This window comes from Mesorhizobium hawassense (assembly GCF_003289945.1).
Lineage (GTDB): Bacteria > Pseudomonadota > Alphaproteobacteria > Rhizobiales > Rhizobiaceae > Mesorhizobium > Mesorhizobium hawassense.
The window spans coordinates 1-20,829 of sequence record NZ_QMBP01000015.1; the positions used below are offsets into that span (position 1 = coordinate 1).

Here is a 20,829-nt window from a genome sequence, read left to right on the forward strand (position 1 = left end):
ACGGCGCCGGATTCGGCTTTGGCCAAGGTCGCCGATACGGTCATCCTGCTGCAGCCCGTCGAGGACGGCAACATCTACAAGCCGACCTCGTCGCGCTACGCGCTGCTGGCCATCGTCGACATGATCGCGACCACGGTGGCCGAATCGCGCGGGCCGAAAGTCCTGGAGAACCTGCGCCGCATCAAGCAGAGCGTGAACACGCTGAAGGTGGACGATCCGAGGCTGCCGCTGGGGGATTGAGCGGTTGCAGAGGCTTGTGCCGTCGAGGTTGGCGATCCTTCGCGCCCCTCTCTGTCCTGCCGGACATCTCCCCCACTTGGGGGGAGATCAGATGTGACGCCGGCTTTCGCCAATCTCCAACGTTGCAGAATGAACGGGGCGTCGAAGCTGCCAATCTCCCCCCAAGTGGGGGAGATGTCCGGCAGGACAGAGAGGGGCGCTGTCCCGCCTACGTCTCAGTCCTCGATTACTTGGAAAAGGCCTCAACCTTCTTCGCCAGCTCAGCCGCATCACCCAGTATCCGCAGCGTCTTCAGCCGCGAGGTGCCGCCGGCAACCACCGAAACGGCCGACGCGGGAACGCCCAGCGCCTTGGCCATCATTCGTTCCAGCGCCGCGTTGGCGGCGCCATTCTCCGGCACGGCGCGCACGCGCGCCTTGAGATGACTGCGGCCATCGGCGGTCGCCTCGACACCGTCGATGCGATCGAGCGCCGCCTTCGGCGTCAGCCGCACGAAGAGGTCGATGCCGTTCTCGCGCAGCCGAAATGGCGTGCTCATCAGCCGCCGGTCACGACCCAGGACCAGACGGTGGTGACCAGAAACTGCCGGATGAAGAAAATGATCAGCAGCAGGATGATCGGCGAAATGTCGATGCCGCCGAGATCGGGCATGAAGCGGCGGATCGGGCGCAATGCCGGCTCGGTCAGCCGATAGAGCATGTTGCCGATGGTACCGACGAACTGGTTGCGCGAGTTGACGACGTTGAAGGCGTAGAGCCAGGAAAAGATCGCCGAGGCGATGATGATCCACCAGTAGATGTCAAGCGCCATGACGATGGTCTGAATAAGGGCGATCATGCCGGTCTCCAAATTGTCGCCGACATGTAGCCATTGCTTGGCGTGCGGGCAAGGCCCGCGGGCTTGGTGAGCGGGCAAGGCCCGCAGCCCATAGCGCCTGTCGTCCGACGGTCTTTCGCCTTGACATCAAATGGCCGCGACCGATACAAGCCGATCCGCTGGAACGGGGCTGTAGCTCAGCTGGGAGAGCGCATCGTTCGCAATGATGAGGTCAGGGGTTCGATCCCCCTCAGCTCCACCAGCCAGCGCAAGTGTTTGCTTCGTATCGGCTTTGCCTTTCCACTCAGCATTTTGTGATTGCCGGATTTCAGGCCGTGCGCCCGGAACCAATGACGGGCCGAGACTGTTCAGCTATGTTCCGACACGAAGCTGACATGCCCGGCCGGCTGGGCAAGCGGCGATGCTCAAGGAGTTCCATCATGCTGATTTCGTCCAGGTTCCGTTCCGTCGCGGTCGCGGCAATTGCCGTCGCGGGCATGAGCATTGCCAGCGCCGCGCATGCCGACAGCGGCACGATCCGCTTCTCGGTCTACAAGGCGGCCTTCTTCATCGGCGGCTCCGGCGGCGAAGGCACGCTGACTTTCCATGGCAAACGCTATCCGATCTCGGTCGGCGGCGTCTCGGGCGGCCTCGCCTTCGGGGCTTCCAAGACGTATTTCCAGGGCACGGTGCGCCACATCCGCCGCGCCAGCGACGTGACGGGCGTCTACGGTGCGGCCGGCGGTGGCGGCGCGCTCGGCAAAGGCGCCCAGGTGATCGTCATGACCAACGACAAGGGCGCCCAGCTCGAGCTCACCGGCAGGCAGGTCGGCCTGCAGGTCAATGCCGATCTCAGCGGCATCAGCATCGCGCTGAAGCGGTAGGGGGTTCGCATCGCCCGCTCTTCGTGGATGGACCGGCAAAGGCGCTGCCTGGGCGCCGAATGCCGGCCACTGCGGGCCAAGCGACCGAGAACAGGCCGCTTGGCAAACGGAGCGCGGCTCCGGGGCTTAGACGAGCTCAGTCGTCCCAATCATCCCAATTGTCTTCGTCCTGCCGCGGGTAGTTCGGAACGACCCGGATAATCGGCCGCGGACGCTGATAGCGCCAGTAATCCTCGTCCGGCGGCTGCGGCGCATAGGTGCGGTAAGCGCGGTAGTAGTGGTGCCGCTTCCAGTATTTGTGCTTCTTGTGCGGCCGCACGCAGTAGCCGTCCTCGGTCAGATAAGCGCATGTCACACGCGCCTCCTGCACCAGGCTATTTCTGGCCGGCACGCCAATCATAGGCGCCGCCTGGACTGCCGCTGGCATCACCGCCAGCATGGTCCCGGCAAGGGCAAGAACAGGTAATTTCATCGGGCCTCTCCAACTCTCCAGATACGGGGCCGGAAGAACGTCCTGATTGGGGGCGATTTGCGGCGGTCGAAATCACTTTGGTTTTCGGCCGCACATATGAGCGTTAGGTCATGTATTGCGCCGGCGTCAGGCTGAAGTCACGAGAGCGACCGTTGTCTTTCATACCATCCCGCGAGCGGAGGCTACCCTACAACGCTGGTGGGACTGCACAGGGATTTTGACCGGTCGGCTCTGTTTGCGTTGGCAGGTGGCATGCGTTGGAGATTGGCCGAATGCCCACCCCCCTTCGTCATTCTAGGGCGGAGCAGGAGCGAAGCTCCGTCGCGAAGACCCTAGAATCCATGCCGTTACCTTCGCCAAGGAGTGCAACGGAGCAAAATTCTGCAACCCGGGCGGCGCTTCGAAATCGCGGCATGGATTCTATGGTCTGCGCCGCGTCGCTTCGCTCCTTGCTCCGCCATAGAATGACGACGTTGAGGCGGCTTCAACCAACCCCTTTCAAAACCCCTGTGTAGGGGAACTAATTGGCCAGCTGATCGAGAAGCGTGTCTATTTCCCCCTTCTTTGGCGCTTCAGGCGAAGCAGGGGCGGCTTGCGGGTCGACCGGGGCAGGTTCCACCGCCGGCGCGGCAGCCTCGGCTTCCGTCTCGCTACCCGCGTTCGAACTCGGCGGCGGCGCATTTTCCGTACTGCCGTTGTCTGGCGGCACGTCTTCCGCGCTTCCGCTGGCTGGCGCCGCGGCTGCTTTCGGAGCGGCTGGCGGCGCTTTGGGCCGGGGCGCGGCATTTTGCAGAAGATCGCCGATCAGATCCGCCGCTCCCTTGCCGTCGCCGTTTGCACCCGGGATCAGCTTGTCGAGTTTCAGTTTTCCGGTCGGCAACCCGAGGCGCCCCAGCATGTCCAGCGCGCCCTGCGGGTCTTTCGCCAGCGCGCTGAGGTCCGGATAGGCTCGGGGCGCGGAGATCGGGCCCTGGACCACGATCGGCACCCCGATGCCCTTCACGGCAACGTCGCCACCTTGCCCGGCAAGCGAGGCGACGACGCGGGGATTGAGACGCATGTCGAGCGTCTGCTCGGCGAGATCGATCTTGCCCGAGCCGTTCATCCGCAGCAGCGGGCCCAGCAGGCTGATGTCCGTCGTCTGCGCGACGCCGTTCACGATCGCGAATGAGGCGCCGAGTTCCGTGAACGTCGTCTTCTTGGCCTGGTCCTGCTTGAAACCGCCGGCGAGCAGTCCGACCAAATTGTTGTAGACCTCCGCCATGTCGATGCCGCGGAAGGCGCCGTCACTGAATTTCGTCGCCGCCTTGCCGGTCAGGGAACGGGCAAGCGATTTCGTGGTCCTTCCCGAGCCAGAAACCGCGACCGTCGCCTCGAGCGTTCCTTCGATGCGGTCGAAATCCGCCGCGTCATGAAGCAAGGGAGCCGCGGCCGCGCCGGCGATTGCGGTGTTCAGATCCAGGGAAGCGGTATCGCCGGAGCCGTCGGCGGTCATTTCCGCGGCAATCGTGCCGCCGTAGAAGGGGCTTTGCGGCACATTCAGGTGAGCCTTGCCGTCGGCCACCGTCAGGACGGTTGCGACCGGCCCCGCGAAAACCTTGCCATAGCCGAGTTTGTCCGCCGCGACCTCGATCCTGGCATCAATTCCCTCGAGGAAGGAAAGATCGGCCGGAGCGTCGGCTGCCCCGCCCGGCTTCTGTTTGCCGCCAGCCGAGGCCCCGCCGCCGCCGGCGAGCGCTGCAAAGTCGAGTTTCGCGAAATTGAGCGACGTGCGGATGGTGAGAACCTGCCCCAGTTTCACCGAGCCTTGCCCCGTCGCCTTGACGCCGTTCAAGGCGACGGAGGCCTTCTGGAAGGAGAATTGCTTCGGGCCGGCATCGACATCGCCCTTGAAGGCAAAGTCTTGCAGATTGCGGGATGCGCCTTGTCCCAGCCATTGCATCAGCTTGTCGACCGAGGGCGATGTGGCCGAGATCTGGCCCTTGAACGTGCCGCCACCCCTGGCAACGCCGTTTATGCTGCCTTCGAGATATTTGGAGGAAACCGAAAGGCTGATCGGCCCGAATGCGTCGGCAACAGAGGCACGGCCAAGAAAGGATGCGGGCGCGATCTGCGACTTGAACGCAACGGCCTGTCCCCGCCAGGCGAGCTTGCCCGTCACATCGACAGGCTTGCCGATATCGCGAACCTTCGCGTCAAGATTGAGTCCGGTAATATCGTTGGCCGTTCGGTCCTTGGCATCGGCAAGTGCCGCAAGCGGAAGCTTGCCCTCGCGGATCCCGACCGTTCCCTGCAGATTGACGCTGCCGCGGATGCGTTCGGCGGTGAGCCCGCGAAACGCGAACCCCATATCGGCCGTGAGCTTGCCGGACAGCGGCACGGATTGTCCGGCGAGCTTCGCCAATGAGCCGATGTCGAGCCCTGAACTCGCAATATTGCCCCTTATGGTCGGAGGCGTTTCACCGACATTCGTCGAGGCTTTCGCGGTGAGGCTTCCCGCGTCGAGGATAAAGTGCTCCAGCTTTGCCTCGAGCTGCCCGTCGCTCAGCGTTGCGGCGAGCTGGACGTCGGAGGCCCGTATCTTGCCGCCGACCAATTCATGGATTGTCACGCTGATGTCGGCATCGAAAGCGGCCAGCATGGCAAGGCCGGGCTCTCCGGAACCGGTCTGGGGTTTGCCCGCGCTGGAACCGCCCTTTCCAATATCGCCCAAGGCGTCGATATCGACGCGCTTGGCCGCCAGGTCGGCGAAGAAGTGATGCCGCGCCCCAGGCTGGAAGAGCGCGTCCATCTGGAAGCTCTGGTCGCCGATATCGAACTTTCCGCCCTTGATCTGATAACTGCCATTGCCGTTGAGCTGAATCTCGCCGCTCGCCCGCAACGAAGAAAATTTGGCAACCGGCGCAGGGTCGAGCCGCGCCTCGACGGTGATTTGGGCTGGGAGCTGGCGCAGGATCGGCCGCAACGCGGAAAGACTTCCGCTCATTTCGATGCGACGGCCGTTGCTGGTTCCAGCCAATAAAAACGAGGCCTCCCGGTCGAGGTCCGGAACCCTGAGATCGGCGTCGATTGCCGTCACCGTGGCTGACTTGCCGGTCGAAGCGCCCGAGGTAAGGGTGCCATTCGTTATGGTCAGCTGGTTGATCGCCAGTCGCTCAAGCGTGTCGACAATCGCCGCAAACGGATCGGCCTGGACATCCTTCGGTTCCGGAGCTGGCTCCGCGTTCGCCGAAGCCTCGAAAGTGATCGTCGGTTCCGTCAGCGCGACGGACTGTATCTCGAGCTTTTTCGACCATAGCGACGACAAGGTTATCGACGTCGAAAACCGCGGCGCGGATATCGCGACGTCGCCCGTGCCGGTCGAGAGCGAGATATCGTCCGCCACCACCGCCAGCTTGGGCAGCAACGACAGCCTGACCGGTCCGTCCAGCCGAATGGTCATTCCGGTCGCGGACGACAATTGCCGGCTCAACTCGGCACGAACCCAGTCGGTTGAGACAAGAGCGGGCAAAAGGAAGAGCAGTCCGACGACAAGGACTACAGTTACGGTGAGTGCAGCGACGATTTTTCTCACATCGACCAGCCAAAACGATCGGAAGAATCAGTATCGTTGAGCATACATGCTTCCGGCGCCCGACTGAATCCTGCCGAACCACGGGCTTTGCGCCGGACGAGTTTTCGGACCGGTCCACGGGGTCGCCGACGCTTCGCCACAGGCCCTCACGGCCGGCCCATTTGCATGCAAATGTTTCGAAGCACGCGCATTTGGAAACGATCAGCCGTCCTCCGAGCCATCCTCGCGTAACAGACCGGGCGCATTCATCAAGCACCCGCCGACATACCAGCCAATCCAATGGAGGAAGTGCCTATGTCAGTGCTCGGGTTCCTGCTTCATTTCAGCCGCGCGGTCATCCAGGCTCACAACAATGCCAAGGTCAGAAACCTGATGGATGCGCCGCGCGCCCGGACCGGAGCCGGCAAGGAAAGGCCCGGGACGGACGGCGAGGGGCGTTTCGCGCAACGACGCGACAGGCGATCGAAGTAACGCCGGCGCTTCATGGCCGGGTGAGGTCCTCGAAGCTCAGATCGAACCGCATCAGATATTTGCGCAGCCGGTCGGCATCGTTGCCGCTGGTCTTTTTCAGGCGCGAGACGGCGAAGAGCCGTCGCCCGGCGGCGCTGAGCGAGCTGCTGTCGCGGCAGGCCGCGACCACCGTGGCGAGCTGAGCGCGGTCGAACGGATCGATTTCCGCAAGCCGGTCGGATCCCAGCACGTCGCGCAGCAGTACGTCCGGATCGTTGTCGCCGCTGCCGCCGTCACGCCAGAGCTGGCCAAGCCGCCCGATCTCGTCGCGCACGGCTTCCTCGTTGATGCGGCCGAGCGGGGCAAGCGTGGCCATGCGCGTCACGGACGCGGAAAGGTCGCGAAAATTCGCCCGCCATTGCGCCTCCGGCGCGACGGCGAATTTCAGGTAGAGCTCGCGCGCCTCCTTGTTGAAGGTGACGTTCTGTCCCTCGCGCTCGCCGAAGCGGCGCAGCTCGAATTCGAGGTTGGGTTCGATATCCTCCTTGCGGTCGCGCAGCGCCGGCAGCTGAAACGTCCAGAGGTTGAGCCGCGCGAACAGGTCCTCGCGGAATTTTCCCGCCTTCACGTCGATCGAGAGATCGCGATTGGTGCCGGCAAGCAATTGGAAATCCGAGGTGACATCCTGGTCGGCGCCCACGGGGAGGAAGCGCTTTTCCTCGATCGCCCGCAGGCACATGGCCTGTTCGTCTGGGCCGAGCTCGCCGATCTCGTCGAGGAACAGCACGCCCTTGTTGGCCGACTTCATCAGCCCGGCACGCTCGTTCTGCGCGCCGGTGAAGGCGCCTTTGACATGGCCGAACAGCGTCGACATCGCCTGGTCGCCGCGCAGCGTCGCGCAATTGACCTCGATGAAGCCGCCCGACACCTGGCGCTGCGCCTTCTTCAGCTCATAGATGCGCCGCGCGAGCTGCGATTTGCCGGCGCCGGTCGGGCCGGTCAGCAGCACCGGCGCGCGCGAGCGGATCGCCACCTTCTCGATCTGGTCGATCATGCGGTTGAAGGCCGGGTTGCGGGTGGCGATGCCGGATTTCAGGAACGAGGTCGCCTCGTCGCGCTCGGCGGCGAAGCGGGTGGCGATCGCGTCATAGCGGGACAGGTCGAGATCGATGATCGAATGGCTGCCCGACACATCGTCGCGTGCCTCCTTGCGCGGCGAAAGCTGCAGCAGCCGCGCCGGAATGAAGCGCGCTTCGGTCAGCAGGAACCAGCAAATCTGCGCCACATGCGTGCCGGTGGTTATGTTGACCAGATAATCTTCCTTCTCGGGGTCGAAGGGATAGGCGCGGGCGAAGTCGCGCAGGCCCGTATAGACCTCGCTGAAGTCCCAGGGATCCTTCATCGGGATCACATGCCGCCTGACCTCCGTCGCCGGCGAGACCTCCTCGATGTCGGCGATGACTTGCCTCGCCAGCCGCTCCGAATTGTCGCCATGGATCAGCTCCAGCCGGTCGATGAACAGACCCGGCTGCTGGCAGAGCGCCACCGTCGGCCGCCATCTTTTCCAGCGGTCCTCACGGCCGCTGGCGTCGAGTGTGGTGCCCAGTATGCCGATCGCTACCCGTCGTCTCATTCTTATCTCAATGTATAAAGATTGATATGCATGTATCATATATCGGAGTGATCGGAAATAGCCTTCGCGACAGTCGCTCCAACGTATGAATTTTTATCTTGTTAAAAAACAATAGCTTATCGAATTCAGCGAGCACTCCCGGCTCCCCCGCGCTCAAACTGGCACGCGGCTTGTAATGGTCCTGGCGTTGACAAGAAGGATCACGACAATGGCAAACAAATCTGTGTTTGCGACGTTTGCAGGAAAGCTGCTCCCGCCGGCTGACGCCAGGAACCATGAGGGCGCCCAGGCTTACCGCCTGTCGCCCGAGCAGGCCCTGGCTCAGCTGGCGGCGACGGGAACGTTCAACGCCACATTCTATGCCGAGCCGCGCGAGCAGCTCGACGAGGTGCTGAAGCTTGCCTGGCAGGTCGAACCAGCCTTTCTGGCGAAGACCGCCGTCCATGCTTTCGAGCAGGGCTACATGAAGGACATGCCGGCGCTGTTGCTGGCCGCGCTGTCCTTGATGCAGGGCGACGGGTTCAACCGCGCTTTCGCCCGCATCGTGCGCAACGGCAAGATGCTGCGCAACTTCGTGCAGGTGATGCGCTCCGGCGCCACCGGCCGCAAGTCGCTCGGCTCGCGGCCGAAGCGCCTCGTCCAGGCGTGGCTCGAGCATGCGTCGGACTTCGAGATCGTGCGTGCCGCGGTCGGCAACGACCCGTCGCTGGCCGATGTCGTGAAGATGGTTCACCCGAAGCCGGCCTCGGCTTCGGGTGAAGCGCTCTACGGCTATCTCATCGGCAAGCCGCATGATGTCGCCGCGCTGCCGGATGTGTTGAAGGCTTTCGAGGCCTTCAAACGCGATCCGTCGCTGCCGGTGCCTGAAGTGCCGTTCCAGATGCTGACCTCGATGCCGCTGTCGCGCGAGCATTGGGTGCAGATCGCCGAGACGGCCGGCTGGCAGATGCTGCGGCAGAACCTCAACAGCTTCGCGCGCAACGGCGTGTTCGAGGTGGAGGGTTTTGCCGAGAAGCTCGCGGCGCGCCTCAGCGATCCGGACGAGGTCCGGCGCGCCAGGGTGTTCCCGTACCAGCTGATGGTGGCCTTCACCATGGCGGAGGCGGGTGTGCCCGGGGTGGTCAAGGATGCGCTGCAGGACGCGATGGAAGTCGCGCTCGGCAACGTGCCGCGGGTCGAAGGCAATGTGGTCGTCTGCCCCGACGTTTCGGGATCGATGGCCTCGCCGGCGACCGGCTATCGCAAGGGCGCGACCTCGGCCGTGCGCTGCATCGACGTGGCTGCCCTGGTGGCCGCCGCGCTGCTGCGCCGCAACCCGACGGCGAGGGTGTTGCCGTTCGAGAACGATGTGGTGGATGTCCACCTCAACGCTCGCGACACGGTGATGACCAACGCGGCGAAGCTGGCGGCCATCGGCGGCGGCGGAACCAACTGCTCGGCGCCGCTGGCGCGGCTGGTGCGCGAAAAGGCGAAGGTCGACCTGGTGGTGTTCGTTTCGGACAACCAGTCCTGCGTGGATGCGACGCAGAACGCGTATCAGGGCACGGCGACGATGCAGGAATGGCAGAAGCTGAAGGTGCACAACCCGAAGGCCAAGCTGGTCTGCATCGACATCCAGCCCTACGCCACCACGCAGGCGAAGAGTGGCGCCGACGTCCTGAATGTCGGCGGCTTCTCCGACCGCGTCTTCGACGTGGTCGGCACGATGCTCGCCTCCGGCGGCGACCCGGACCATTGGGTGCGCACGATCGAGGCGGTGGAGCTTTGAGAAATGGTGCCGGCGGCGCGTCCGCCGGCACCGCAAGCCAAATCGCAGGGCATGACGAATGCCGATGGAACTACAGGCTGTTACCCTCCAGGTCGCGGGTTCGAATCCCGTCGGGTCCGCCATCCTGCTTTGCTTTTCGAGCTTCGCAGGACAGCTATGGACCCGTAGCTCAGTGGATAGAGCAGGACCCTGCCGCAAGGCAGGGAGATGTTTCATCACCCTTGTCGTCATGCCCGACGACTTTTTCGCGGCTTGGCCGCAGGTGAATAAGGAGAATAGAGATCGAAGGCGTGACGAATGCCTGTGGAACTACATCCTAACTTTCGTGTCGCGGGTTCGATTCCCGCCGGAGCTGCCAATCGGCTCCGTAGTTCAGTCGGTAGAACAGAAAGGCAGTTTCACAACAGACTTGTCGTCACACCTCACAAGAAACAACCGCGGCGAATGCCGGATGGAACTACAGCTCCAAAGAATGGGATGCTCCGTGAGGTTCGACTCCTCACCTTGGCGGCGCTCTCTGGCACGAGCGGGACTCCCGGGTTTCATCCTCCCTTGTCGCCGCGGCGAGACGAATGAATGGCGAATGCAGGCAGGACTACAGGTAGCGCGCCCGCTGAAAGGCGGGAGGTCGGGTGTTCAAATCACTCTCTCGCTCCACGGAGCGGGGTGGCGCAGTCAAGCGTCGTCTTGCCGATCCTTGTCGCCAGCCGACTAAACAGGGCGAATGCCTGCGGGAATACATCTGGCAACCAGGTGGTTCAAATCCACCCGTCGATCCACGGATCGATCCGGTTTCTCGCATCGACTTGTCGCCTGCCTATGGAATGAGTGGAAACTTGAAAGCGAATGGCGAATGCAGGCAGGACTACCGGATAGAGCATCCGCTTCATTGAGGCGGAAGGTCGGGTGTTTGATTCATCCTCGTCCATCCTTGGGTTGGACGGTAGCTCAGTAATTGTCTTGCCGACCCTTGTCGCCAGACCGAAATCTGCAGAGTGCAGAGCAGTTGAAAGTGAAAGACATGACCGAGATCGTAAGCGGACAGGATTTGATCGACGCCGGAATGCAGCAGGGCAAGTGGTTTGCCCGGGCGCTCGTTGCGGCCAACGGCGTTCTGGAGCAGGGCGGATCGCATGAGGATGCGATCGAGGCTGCGCGCGGCTTCGCGCCGCCCCCGGCGCTGCCGCTTCATGCCGGCGGTGCGCTGCCGCTGCATCTCAATATCCAGGCCGAAAACCAGCATGAGGCCGCCAATGTCGAGGCGGTCACCCGCAGCATGACCGAGCTGATGCGCACGCCCGTGGTCCGCGCCGGCGCCATCATGCCCGACGCCTGCCCGGCGGGGTCGCCCGGCACTATCCCGGTCGGCGGCGTTGCCGTGTCCGAAGGCATCCATCCGGGCATGCATTCGGCCGATATCTGCTGCTCGATGGCGATCTCGGTGTTTCCCGGCGTGGCGCCGGCCGCGCTGCTCGACGCCGTGCATGCCGTGACCCATTTCGGGCCCGGCGGGCGCCAGCGCGGCCAGCAGTTCCGGCCGTCCAAGGAGGTCTTCGCGCGTTTCGAGGCCAACCCTTTGCTGCGTGATCTGACCAGTGCCGCGATCGAGCATTTCGGCACGCAGGGCGACGGCAACCATTTCGCCTATGTCGGCACGCTGAAGTCGAGCGGCGAGACGGCGCTGGTGACCCATCACGGGTCGCGCGCGCCGGGCGCGCGGCTTTATAACAAGGGGATGAAGATCGCCGAAGGCGTGCGCCGGACGCTGTCGCCGGAAACCTTGCCCCAGAACGCCTGGATTCCGGCCGACACGCGGGAAGGCGATGAGTATTGGGAAGCCCTGCAGGTGATCCGCGAATGGACCAAGGGCAACCATATGCTCATCCATGATCTGGCGGCCGAGAAGCTGTCGGCGAAGGTCTCGGACCGGTTCTGGAACGAGCACAACTTCGTCTTCCGCCGCTCGGACGGGCTGTTCTACCACGGCAAGGGCGCCACGCCGGCCTTCGACGACTGGGCCGACGACGCGACCGATCTGACGCTGATCCCGCTCAACATGGCGGAGCCGGTGCTGATCGTGCGCGGCAAGAACGCCGAAAACGGCCTCGGCTTCTCGCCGCATGGCGCCGGGCGCAATTTCTCGCGCACCCAGCACCGGCGCATGCAGGCCGGGCGCAGCGATGCCGAGATCTTCGCCGAGGAGACCAAAGGTATCGATGCCCGCTTCTTCAGCGGGGTGACCGACATTTCGGAGCTGCCCAGCGCTTACAAGAACGCGACTTCGATGCGCCGCCAGATCGAGCATTTCGGCCTGGCGGAAATCGTCGACGAGGTGCTGCCTTACGGCTGCATCATGGCCGGCGACTGGGAAGCCAATGCGCCGTGGCGCAAGAAGAAGGAGCGGCGCGAGGCCGAGGCGCGCAGGCAATAGCCGCCATCAGCACGGGCGCGGGCAGAGGTGTCCGCGCCCAAACTCTGTTCACGCCACCCGAAGATAGCTCGTCATGCCGGTCTTCTGGTGCTCGATGATGTGGCAATGCAGCAGCCAGTCGCCCGGATTGTCGGCGACGAAGCCGAGTTGCACCTTCTCGTCGGGTTGGATCAGATAGGTGTCGGAGACGAGCGACTGGACCGCGCGAGTCGAGGACGACAGAACCTTGAAACTCATGCCGTGCAGGTGGATCGGGTGCGTGTGCGGCGTCAGATTTTCCATATCGATGATGTAGCTTTGGCCGAGCTTCAACTCCGCCAGCGGCGCCGTTGGGTCGGGCGTGTCGCCCGGCCACGGCACCTTGTTGATCGCCCAGAAACTATAGCCGAGCGAGCCGCAAGTGCCGTCGGCCGGCACGTTTTCGGCCGTTGCGCTCAGCGCCAGCGGGATGCGCTTGGCCGCGGCGACGTCCACCTCCGCCACCGGATTGGCTTCGAGGGGGCCGAGTTCGCGAAGATCGCGCTTGAGCGATTTGCCGACCGAACGCAGCGTCGCCAGGATTTTCGGCTTGGTGCCGCGTACGTCGCGCAGGCTGACGATCGCGCCTTCGTCGTCGGGCATGCGGACGGCAAGCTCGAGCCGTTGGCCGGGTCCGAGCTGCAGGGCATCCGGTGTGAAGCGTTGCGGCACAGGGTTGCCGTCGAGCGCGATGACCGTTGCCTCGGCGCCGTCGACGCGGAAGGCGTAGATGCGGGTGACGTCGGTGATGGCGACGCGCAGCCGCACCAGACCGCCGGTGGGCGCGTCGAATTGCGGCTGGTCGAGCCAGTTGGCGGTGCGCACTGTGCCGAAGGTGCCGGCCTTGGCCGCGTCGCGCGGCCTGAATGGTTCGATGAACTGGCCGTCGTCGCCGAGCCGCCAGTCGCGCAGGTTGACGACCATCTCGGCATCGAAAACCGGGTCCTTCGGGTTCTCGACCACGATCACGCCGGTCAGGCCGTGACCCATCTGGATCAACGTGTTGCAATGCGGGTGGTACCAGAAGGTGCCGGCATCGGGTGGGGTGAAGGCATAGTCGAAATGGTCACCCTGATAGACGTAGGGCTGCACCAGGAACGGCACGCCGTCCATCCTGTTGGGAACGCGGATGCCATGCCAGTGGATGGTCGTCGGATCATCGATGCCGTTGATCAGCCGCGCGGCGAACGGCTCACCCTTTCGCATCCTGACGACCGGCGGCATGCCGGCTTGGCTGTAGGTCAGCACGTTCTTCGTCGGCGCGCCGTCCATAAGTTGCGCCTCGATGCTGGCGGTTTTCAGCACCAGCGGCCCGGGCGTGGTTGCGGCGAAGCCGGTCAACCTGCCGATGGCCGCGGCGCCGGTTCCGGCGAGCCCGGCGACAGCGGCGGTTTTGAGGAGATTGCGGCGGGTTAGTATCGTCATTTGATTTCGGTCGGCAGGGTCGTGCGGCGCCTCTGGATAAAGCTTAACCGGTCAGCCGCCTATCATCATCCGTCGCGCCGGCCTAGTCCCGTAAGCTGAACACGAACGGAGCCGTGCGCGTGACATGGGCGCCGAGCTCCGCCGGCGGCGCCGGCACCGAGGCGCCCTGCAAGGCAGCGAGGGCCGCGCGGTCGAGATCGCCGTCGCCCGAGGATCGCGCCAGCCGGGCCGAGACGACCCTACCGGACGTATCGACCGTAAAGGTGACGCTCGGCGTGCCCTCGGCCCGCCTGGAGCGCGCCGGGCTCGGATAGCGCGTGTGCCGCCTGATCCACGCCGCCAGGCTGGAATTCCAGCGCGACGGGCTGACGCTTGATCGTCGCGCGACATTGGCGGTGGACTGCGGCGCGGCCGCCTTGGCCGCAGCCTTGGCGTCGATGCTGGCGGTGATCGTCGTTTTGGGGGGCGGTGCCTTTTCCTTCTTCGGCCGCTCTTTCGGCTTTTCGAGCGGTTTCTTCTCGGCCTTCCTTTTTTTGGCTTCGACCGGCTTCGGCGTCTTCACCTCCGCCTCGACAGGTTTCGGCTTGGGCAGCGGAATGACGACGTCGGGCGCGATCGCCTCGGCAGGGTCCGGCACGACCTCTTCCAGCGGCGGCTGATCGCTCAGCGCCGCCATTGTCTGTTCGGCAGGCTCGGCCTCTTGCGCCTTGTCGGCATCGGTCGGCGGTTCGGCAACCGGCTCTGCCTGCTCGACCAGCTGCTCCGGCGACGGGTCGGTCACCGGTTTCACCTCGGCCGGCTTTTCCGTCATCTCGGCCGCGTCGGCCGGCTCCGGCGTTACCGTGTCCAGCATGGCCGTCTCTTCCGGCACCGCAGGCGCGATCACCAGCGGCGCCATCTCGACCGCCGGCGCCGGCGGCGGACCACCATCCGGTATTTCGGCGAAACTCAGGTCCTGCACCGCATAGGCGACCGCCACATGCGCGGCCAGGATGATCGCAGCCGCGCTCGTCCACAGACCGGCCTCGCGCAGGCCGAGGCGCGGCTGGGAAATCCGGGAAAGGACGGCGAGCGTCATGGCGCCGAACCTCCACCCGCTGCCGGCGCGGCGTTCGCGCCGGCCGCCGGAGTTCCGGGCGTGCCCTGCTCACCAGCACGGCCCGATACCGTTTCGAGCCCTACCAGGGCGACCTTCAGATAGCCGGCGGCGCGCAGCAGGTTCATCACTTCCATCAGATCGCCATAGCCGACTTTTCTGTCGGCGCGCAGGAAGATGCGCGTCTGCCTGTCGCCCTTGGTGCGGGCGTCGAGCACGCCGGCAAAGGCCTGGCGGGGCACGCTGTCATTGCCGACCGCCAACGTGAGATCGGTTTTCAGGGTGAGGAAGAGCGGCGTCTCGGGGCGCGGGGCGGGCGTCGCTGTCGAACCCGGCAGGTCGACATTGACGTCGACCGTGGCAAGCGGCGCCGCGACCATGAAGATGATCAACAGCACCAGGATGACGTCGATGAACGGCGTGACGTTGATATCGTGGCTTTCCTCGAGATCTTCGCCGGAGGTCTCGCGTATCCGCGCCGCCATCGCCGCTACTCCGCCGGCATCGCCGCTGCCGGCGGCACCGTGCGGAAATCGAGATCGCGGCTGACCAGGCGCTCGACGCCGGCGGAAGCGTCGGCGAGGATCTGTTTGTAGCCGGCTATCGAGCGCGCGAAGACGTTGTAGATGACGACCGCGGGAATGGCCGCGACCAGACCCATGGCAGTGGCGAGCAGCGCCTCGGCAATGCCCGGCGCCACCACCGCCAGGTTGGTGGTCTGCGCCTGCGAGATGCCGATGAAGGCGTTCATGATGCCCCAGACGGTGCCGAACAGGCCGACGAAGGGCGCCGTCGAGCCGATGGTCGCGAGCAGGCCGGTGCCGCGCGACATGCGCCGGGACGCTGCCGTCTCGATGCGCGAAAGCCTGGAGGCGACACGCTCCTTGAAGCCGTCGCCGGACGTATGGTCGAGCGCGCCGGCCGAAAGCGCGCGTTCTTCCTCGGCCGCCCATACCAGAAGTGCTCCGGGACCGCCGCTGTGGCCAAGTTCGCGGCCGGCCTGCATCAGCGTCGCGGCGTTGCCGATGGCATCGGCGGCGCGCCGGGCCTTCAGCTTGCCGCCGAAGACCTCGAGCGACTTGGCGAGCCAGATCGTCCAGGTGACGAGGGAAGCGAAGGCCAGCCCGACCATGACCGCCTTCACGACGATGTCGGCATTCATGAACATGCCCCAGGGGGACAGGTCATGCGGCAGCGTCAGCGAGATGGAGGGTTCTTCGCCGATGGCGCCGTTCAGAGCCGGCTGGGCGCCTCCTGGCGCGGCCGGCGCCTGTGCCGCGGGTGTTTGTGCCGCGGGTGTTTGCAGGGTCGGTGTGGCCGGCGCCCGGTCGACCGGCGCAGGCGCCGCCGGTTGTTCCTGCGCCGCAACGATACCTGCCGAAAGAATGAGCGACGCGGCCAGCGCCGCCAAGAGACGGTTTCGGGACAAGACTCGTCCTCGCTTCATCATTGCAACGCAGGGCCGCCCTGCATCAAGACGCCAGGCGGCCATGCCCGGTTGACTATGAAACATGACATTGCAAGTCAACTATAAAAGTGACCACTTTGATCAACAATTTGGCGACGCCCGCCACGCGGTGAGGTCTGGACGACAAGACGGTTGCTGGGCACGATGCGCTCAGCAACCAAAGCAGGCTGGCCAATGATCAAGGCGACACCGTTCGACTTTCCTTATGACGGCAGGCTGGTGCCCCAAAACACGGCGCTGCTGGTCATCGACCTGCAGGAGGATTTCCTGTCGCCGACCGGCTATTTCGCCCGCAAGGGTTATGATCCGTCGCCGCTGAGAGCGATCCTGCCGGCGGTGAACCGGCTGATCGAAGCCGCCCGCGCCGCGGGCTTGACCATCGTCCACACCAGACAGGGCTACCGCGCCGACATGGCCGACATGACGGCTTACGAGAAATGGCGGCGCCAGCGCGCCGGGCTCGAAGGCACCGACGTGCTGCTGCGCTCCGGCCCCGGTTTCCAGATTGTTTCGGACATCGAGGTCGCGCCGCAAGACATCGTCGTCGACAAGACCTGCAACGGCGCCTTCACCTATACCGATCTGGAACTGGTGCTGCGCGCGCGGGGCATCACGCATCTGATGTTCACCGGATGCACGACGGATGTCTGCGTGCACACGACGTTGCGCGAGGCCTGCGACCGCAATTTTCAGTGCCTGACGATTTCGGATGCCTGCGCCAGCGGCGACCGATATGCCCACGAGGCGGCGCTGCATATGGTGACGGTCGAGGACGGCGTCTTCGGCGCGCTGGCGGATTCGGCTGCCGTCATCGCCGGGCTGTCGCGGCTTGCGGATGCCAGCTGAAGATCTTTTTTCAAGCCACCGTTCCGTTTCCGGTTCCGCCTTCGTCTTGAAGGACGTAACCAATCAACGGAGCCAAGCCATGTCGACCACAGTGACCTTGATCAACGTCTTCACCGCCAAGCCTGGCAAGCAGCAGGAACTGGCCAAGACCTTAGCCGAGGGCACGCGGAGCTTCTTCAGCAAGCAGCCAGGCTCGCTGTCGTCATCCGTGGTCGTCGGCGGCGACGGCAGCAAGGTCGCCAACATTTCGCAGTGGCGCTCGGCCGACGACATCGCGGCCTTCCGCAGCGATCCGCGCTTTGGCGCGTACATGAAGAGCATCGTCGAGCTCGCCGCCGGCGAGAGCGTGATGGGCCACACCACCTATTCCCACACGGGCGGGATCGAAGACCAGGAGGTTGCGTGACGGGTTCGCAGGATCAATCCGTTGCGGGGACCGAGACTCGGCTTCGCGCTTTCGAGCGCGATGCCGCTTTGCTCAGAGCCAAGCTGCACCGCTACGCGTCGCGCATGGTGGGATCGGTCATCGATGGTGAGGACATCGTCCAGGAGGCTTTGGCCAAAGGCTTCGTGGCGATCAGGAATGGCGACATGCCCGACAAGACCGAACCCTGGCTGTTTCGCATCGCGCATAACGCGGCGCTCGATTTCCTGCGCAAGCGGGCCCGCTCGCGCGGGCGCGAAAGCGAGGTCGAGCTCGACACGATCGCCGACGAGAATCCGGCGCTGGATGCACGCATTGCCGCCGAGGCGAGCCTGGCCGAACTGATGCAACTACCGCCGGCGCAACGATGCGCGGTCGTCCTGAAGGACGTGCTCGGACACAGCCTGGAGGAGATCGGCGAAATCCTCGAAACCTCCGACACCGCGATCAAGGGCGCGCTGCAGCGGGGCCGCGATAGCCTGCGCAAGCTGTCGGCCGCACCGCGCACGCCGTCGCCCCGCCCGGCGCTCAACCGCGAAGAAATGCGGCGCCTCGGCGACTATGTGGCCGCCTTCAACGCCCGGGACTTCGATGGCCTGCGCGGTCTTCTCGCCTCGGACGTCAAGCTCGAGCTGGTCAACCGCCTGCGCGCCGACGGCAAGGAATATGTCGGCAATTACTTCGGCCGCTATGCCGACGAAACGCATTGGCATTTCACGACCGGTATCGTCGAAGGCCGGCCCGCCATCCTGGTCACCAGTCCGGCCCGTCCGGACGGGCCGCCGCGCTACTTCATCCTCATCCATTGGGAGGACGGCCGGATTGCCGGCATCCGCGACTTCCTGTTCGCGGATTATGTGATGGACGGCCTGGATTACTCCGATGTGAAGTGACTTCCCGGCATCATACCCTAGCCCGCGCGGTGTTCCGCAAAGGGATGCGCGGCAAACGCACCGGGCTGCGGGATCTCCGCCTCGCGCCGCGCTAGCGAATTCGCGACCAGCGTGATCGTCTCGCGCCCGATGCGGGCGATCTCGCCCGGACGGTCGATGCCGCTGATCATGAACTCCTCGATGCCGAGCGCGGCATAGGGCAAAAGCGCCAGAGCGAGCCGCGCCGGCGGGCCGGCAATCTCGACCGCCCGGTGATCCGGGGTGCCGCTCCAGCCGTCCGCATGGATGCGGACCGGAAGCGCGAAGCGCAACTTGCCGCCGCGGCCGTGCTCGGAGGCGGCGCTGCGCGCACGTTCGATCAACTGCCGCACCTCGTCGGGCGAGCCGGCGGCGAGCTCGAAGACATCGGCATGCTTGCCGGCGACCTTCAGCGCCGTGCCGGACTGGCCGCCGAGGCGGATGACGAGGTCGGCGCCATGCGGCCCCTTGCGCGGCACGAAGCCACCCCGGACGCTGTAGAAGGCGCCTTCATGGTCGAAGGGACAGTCGTTCGACCACAGCCGCTTCAACAACACCAGATATTCGTCGATGCGCTGCCAGACCACGCTGTGGCCGATCGGCCGGGCCTCGGCATCGCTGTCTTCCAGCGGTTCGCTCAGCATGCGAAGCGACAGGCGGCCGCCACCCCGGCGATCGAGCGCCGCGAGCTGCGTTGCCGCGACCGTCGGTTCGATCACGCCGGCCCAATGCGTCAGCACCACTTCGAGCGAGCCGGTGCGCTCGAGCGTCTGGGCGGCGATGTCCATATTGGTGAGCAGGCCTGCCGCATCGTCGATGACCAGCTTGCGAAAGCCGGCATCCTCGATCGGCGACAATTTGGTCGCCGTCTCGGCAAAGTCATAGAAGAAGCTGCCATTGGCAGGCTTGTCTGGAACATGCGTGAACTCGATCGGCATTGCCATCTCCTCCATCACGTTGGGTCGCCCCGCTCCGAACCCGAACAAAATCCGTGCGTCGGCGCGCGGCAGCGCGCCGGCCGCAGCCAGTCTTCAGCTCCGATTACTCAACGCAGATTTTTGGACAGCGGGGCCTTTGTTTTTACGCAATTCCTGACGGAAAACCGCTCACACTTTTCCCGGAATTGCTCTGGCCCCGACTCACTCAGGGGATGATCCCGAAGACGACGGCGCCGGTGAACACGAATGCCAGCGCGAAGACGAGGTAGGCGAACGTGCCGCCATAGGCGGGCCTCCAGCTCTGGTCGGCGGTAAGCCTCTGGCCTTTGCGTTGGGCGTTCTGAATGTAGGACATTGTCGATCCTCCGTCGCGACCATTAATCTATAAAGTTAGTAGACTTTGTCGAGTGCTATTTTTCGGCGATTTGTGGAACGACATTGTCGAAATGGTGCGGATCGTGGTTTTTCATACTCACGGTCAGTGCCGCAGAGCCGACTTCCGGGCGCCTGGCAACAGGGGTCAAAGGCCTGAAGATCGACCGTTGCGGGCATCACAGGCACAACATCCAATCAAGCGGGCGGCCTTGGCCATCCGACGCATGACGGATAGCATCGCCTCACCGATATTCAGCGGGAGGAGAGAAAAAATGAGTGGAAGGCTGGTGGGCAAGGTCGCCATCGTTTCGGGCGGCGCGACAGGCATGGGCGGGGCGGCCTCCGAGCTGTTCGCCGCCGAAGGCGCCAAGGTGGCGATCATCGACCGTAATGGCGAAGCGGCCGGCAAGACCGCGGCGGCGATCCGCGAACGCGGCCATGTCGCGGAGCATTTCGTCGCCGACGTTTCGGACGAAGCGCAGGTGGAAGCGGCGGTGAAAGCGGCGACGGCAAAGCTAGGGCCGGTCACGGTGCTATTTAATCACGCCGGCACGATCGTCATAAAACCCTTCTTGGAGACGACGCTCAAGGAGTGGGACTGGCTGCATGCCGTCAATGTGCGTTCGATGTTTTTGATGACGCGCGCGGTGCTGCCCGGGATGATCGCCGCTGGCGGCGGGTCGATCGTCTGCACCTCGTCGATCTCGGCGGTGGCGGCGACACCGAACGAAGTGCTCTACGACACCACCAAGGGCGCCTGCCACATGTTCGCCCGCGCCATCGCGGTCGAGTTCCGCGACCGCAACATCCGCTGCAACGCAGTCTGCCCCGGCTTCATCCGCACCCCGCATGGCCTGCGCGAGGTGGCCGATCTCGGCAAGCTCGGCGTCGACGTCTCCGACGCCGCCATGGCCGCGCAGCAGGGCCGCATCGGCGAGCCGGAAGAGGTGGCGAAGGCCGCGCTGTTCCTGGCCAGCGACGAATCGAGCTTCGTCAACGGCGCGCATCTGTTCGTGGACAACGCGTTCACCGCGATGTGAGGCGTCGCCCTTCCTCTCCC

The 20,829-nt window shown here is 64.6% G+C and carries 20 protein-coding genes, 1 tRNA gene and 1 pseudogene; 11 read left to right on the top strand and 11 right to left on the bottom strand.

The window, feature by feature from the left end; translation table 11 throughout:
- Window positions 1–240: pseudogene (locus DPM33_RS25830) on the top strand (MurR/RpiR family transcriptional regulator); the annotation flags it as partial.
- Between the two features lie 226 nt (window positions 241–466).
- Here the strand turns inward: DPM33_RS25830 and DPM33_RS25835 are convergent.
- Both DPM33_RS25835 and DPM33_RS25840 read right to left on the bottom strand, forming a co-directional pair.
- Window positions 467–778, bottom strand: a complete 312-nt coding sequence (locus DPM33_RS25835) for a DUF167 family protein (RefSeq protein WP_112100235.1) — start codon at window positions 776–778, stop codon at window positions 467–469.
- Window positions 778–1,077 carry a YggT family protein gene (locus DPM33_RS25840; protein ID WP_112100236.1) on the bottom strand — a complete coding sequence of 100 codons (300 nt, stop codon included), beginning with the start codon at window positions 1,075–1,077 and terminating at the stop codon, window positions 778–780. Before DPM33_RS25840 ends, DPM33_RS25835 begins: the two co-directional genes overlap by 1 nt.
- 165 nt (window positions 1,078–1,242) lie before the next feature.
- Between DPM33_RS25840 and DPM33_RS25845 the strand changes: the two genes are divergently transcribed.
- Window positions 1,243–1,318, top strand: a tRNA-Ala gene (locus tag DPM33_RS25845).
- A 178-nt stretch (window positions 1,319–1,496) separates the two neighbouring features.
- Window positions 1,497–1,940: a lipid-binding SYLF domain-containing protein gene (locus DPM33_RS25850; RefSeq protein ID WP_112100237.1), complete on the top strand. Its 444-nt coding sequence runs from the start codon at window positions 1,497–1,499 to the stop codon at window positions 1,938–1,940.
- Between the two features lie 136 nt (window positions 1,941–2,076).
- Here DPM33_RS25850 and DPM33_RS25855 read toward each other — a convergent pair whose 3' ends face one another.
- Window positions 2,077–2,412 (bottom strand): hypothetical protein, encoded by a 336-nt coding sequence (locus tag DPM33_RS25855; RefSeq protein WP_146770321.1) that lies wholly within the window; start codon window positions 2,410–2,412, stop codon window positions 2,077–2,079.
- A gap of 520 nt (window positions 2,413–2,932) precedes the next feature.
- Window positions 2,933–5,986 carry an AsmA family protein gene (locus DPM33_RS25860; protein WP_112100239.1) on the bottom strand — a complete coding sequence of 1,018 codons (3,054 nt, stop codon included), beginning with the start codon at window positions 5,984–5,986 and terminating at the stop codon, window positions 2,933–2,935.
- Window positions 5,987–6,280: 294 nt separating this feature from the next.
- Between DPM33_RS25860 and DPM33_RS36385 the strand changes: the two genes are divergently transcribed.
- Window positions 6,281–6,457 (top strand): hypothetical protein, encoded by a 177-nt coding sequence (locus tag DPM33_RS36385; RefSeq protein WP_167449222.1) that lies wholly within the window; start codon window positions 6,281–6,283, stop codon window positions 6,455–6,457.
- 10 nt (window positions 6,458–6,467) lie between these two features.
- On the opposite strand, the gene rtcR is transcribed toward DPM33_RS36385, so the two are convergent.
- A complete protein-coding gene (gene rtcR / locus DPM33_RS25865; RefSeq protein WP_112100240.1) occupies window positions 6,468–8,069 on the bottom strand; it encodes an RNA repair transcriptional activator RtcR in 1,602 nt (533 codons plus the stop codon).
- A gap of 208 nt (window positions 8,070–8,277) precedes the next feature.
- On the opposite strand from rtcR, the gene DPM33_RS25870 reads away from it, so the two are divergent.
- The 3 genes from DPM33_RS25870 to DPM33_RS25875 all read left to right on the top strand — a co-directional run bounded on the left by DPM33_RS25870 (window position 8,278) and on the right by DPM33_RS25875 (window position 12,268).
- Window positions 8,278–9,837, top strand: a complete 1,560-nt coding sequence (locus DPM33_RS25870; RefSeq protein ID WP_112100241.1) for a vWA domain-containing protein — start codon at window positions 8,278–8,280, stop codon at window positions 9,835–9,837.
- A gap of 632 nt (window positions 9,838–10,469) precedes the next feature.
- Complete coding sequence (locus DPM33_RS35925) at window positions 10,470–10,730, top strand: hypothetical protein (protein ID WP_146770323.1); 261 nt, start codon at window positions 10,470–10,472, stop codon at window positions 10,728–10,730.
- A gap of 128 nt (window positions 10,731–10,858) precedes the next feature.
- The gene (locus DPM33_RS25875) at window positions 10,859–12,268 is read left to right on the top strand and encodes an RtcB family protein (protein WP_112100242.1); all 1,410 of its coding nucleotides are present in this window, start codon (window positions 10,859–10,861) and stop codon (window positions 12,266–12,268) included.
- Between the two features lie 48 nt (window positions 12,269–12,316).
- On the opposite strand, the gene DPM33_RS25880 is transcribed toward DPM33_RS25875, so the two are convergent.
- From DPM33_RS25880 to exbB, 4 genes are all read right to left on the bottom strand, one after another.
- A complete protein-coding gene (locus DPM33_RS25880) occupies window positions 12,317–13,711 on the bottom strand; it encodes a multicopper oxidase family protein (RefSeq protein WP_112100243.1) in 1,395 nt (464 codons plus the stop codon).
- A gap of 82 nt (window positions 13,712–13,793) precedes the next feature.
- Window positions 13,794–14,789, bottom strand: a complete 996-nt coding sequence (locus DPM33_RS25885) for a TonB family protein (protein ID WP_112100244.1) — start codon at window positions 14,787–14,789, stop codon at window positions 13,794–13,796.
- Entirely contained in the window at window positions 14,786–15,292 is a 507-nt protein-coding gene (exbD, locus tag DPM33_RS25890) for a TonB system transport protein ExbD (protein WP_112100245.1), read from the bottom strand. The genes DPM33_RS25885 and exbD overlap by 4 nt, the downstream gene beginning before the upstream one ends.
- A gap of 5 nt (window positions 15,293–15,297) precedes the next feature.
- Window positions 15,298–16,236 (bottom strand): tonB-system energizer ExbB, encoded by a 939-nt coding sequence (gene exbB, locus DPM33_RS25895; protein ID WP_112100246.1) that lies wholly within the window; start codon window positions 16,234–16,236, stop codon window positions 15,298–15,300.
- Between the two features lie 213 nt (window positions 16,237–16,449).
- Here exbB and DPM33_RS25900 point away from each other — a divergent pair, with 213 nt between their 5' ends.
- From DPM33_RS25900 to DPM33_RS25910, 3 genes are all read left to right on the top strand, one after another.
- The gene (locus tag DPM33_RS25900; protein ID WP_112100247.1) at window positions 16,450–17,121 is read left to right on the top strand and encodes a cysteine hydrolase family protein; all 672 of its coding nucleotides are present in this window, start codon (window positions 16,450–16,452) and stop codon (window positions 17,119–17,121) included.
- A gap of 79 nt (window positions 17,122–17,200) precedes the next feature.
- Window positions 17,201–17,527, top strand: coding sequence for a putative quinol monooxygenase (locus DPM33_RS25905; protein ID WP_167449224.1), 327 nt, complete (start codon window positions 17,201–17,203; stop codon window positions 17,525–17,527).
- Window positions 17,524–18,438: a sigma-70 family RNA polymerase sigma factor gene (locus DPM33_RS25910; RefSeq protein WP_245442388.1), complete on the top strand. Its 915-nt coding sequence runs from the start codon at window positions 17,524–17,526 to the stop codon at window positions 18,436–18,438. Before DPM33_RS25905 ends, DPM33_RS25910 begins: the two co-directional genes overlap by 4 nt.
- A 17-nt stretch (window positions 18,439–18,455) precedes the next feature.
- Here DPM33_RS25910 and DPM33_RS25915 read toward each other — a convergent pair whose 3' ends face one another.
- Window positions 18,456–19,394: an LLM class flavin-dependent oxidoreductase gene (locus DPM33_RS25915; protein ID WP_112100368.1), complete on the bottom strand. Its 939-nt coding sequence runs from the start codon at window positions 19,392–19,394 to the stop codon at window positions 18,456–18,458.
- A 205-nt stretch (window positions 19,395–19,599) separates the two neighbouring features.
- Window positions 19,600–19,749: a hypothetical protein gene (locus tag DPM33_RS25920; RefSeq protein WP_112100249.1), complete on the bottom strand. Its 150-nt coding sequence runs from the start codon at window positions 19,747–19,749 to the stop codon at window positions 19,600–19,602.
- A 292-nt stretch (window positions 19,750–20,041) separates the two neighbouring features.
- Here DPM33_RS25920 and DPM33_RS25925 point away from each other — a divergent pair, with 292 nt between their 5' ends.
- Window positions 20,042–20,809: an SDR family NAD(P)-dependent oxidoreductase gene (locus DPM33_RS25925; RefSeq protein WP_112100250.1), complete on the top strand. Its 768-nt coding sequence runs from the start codon at window positions 20,042–20,044 to the stop codon at window positions 20,807–20,809.
- The last annotated feature ends 20 nt before the right edge of the window (window positions 20,810–20,829 follow it).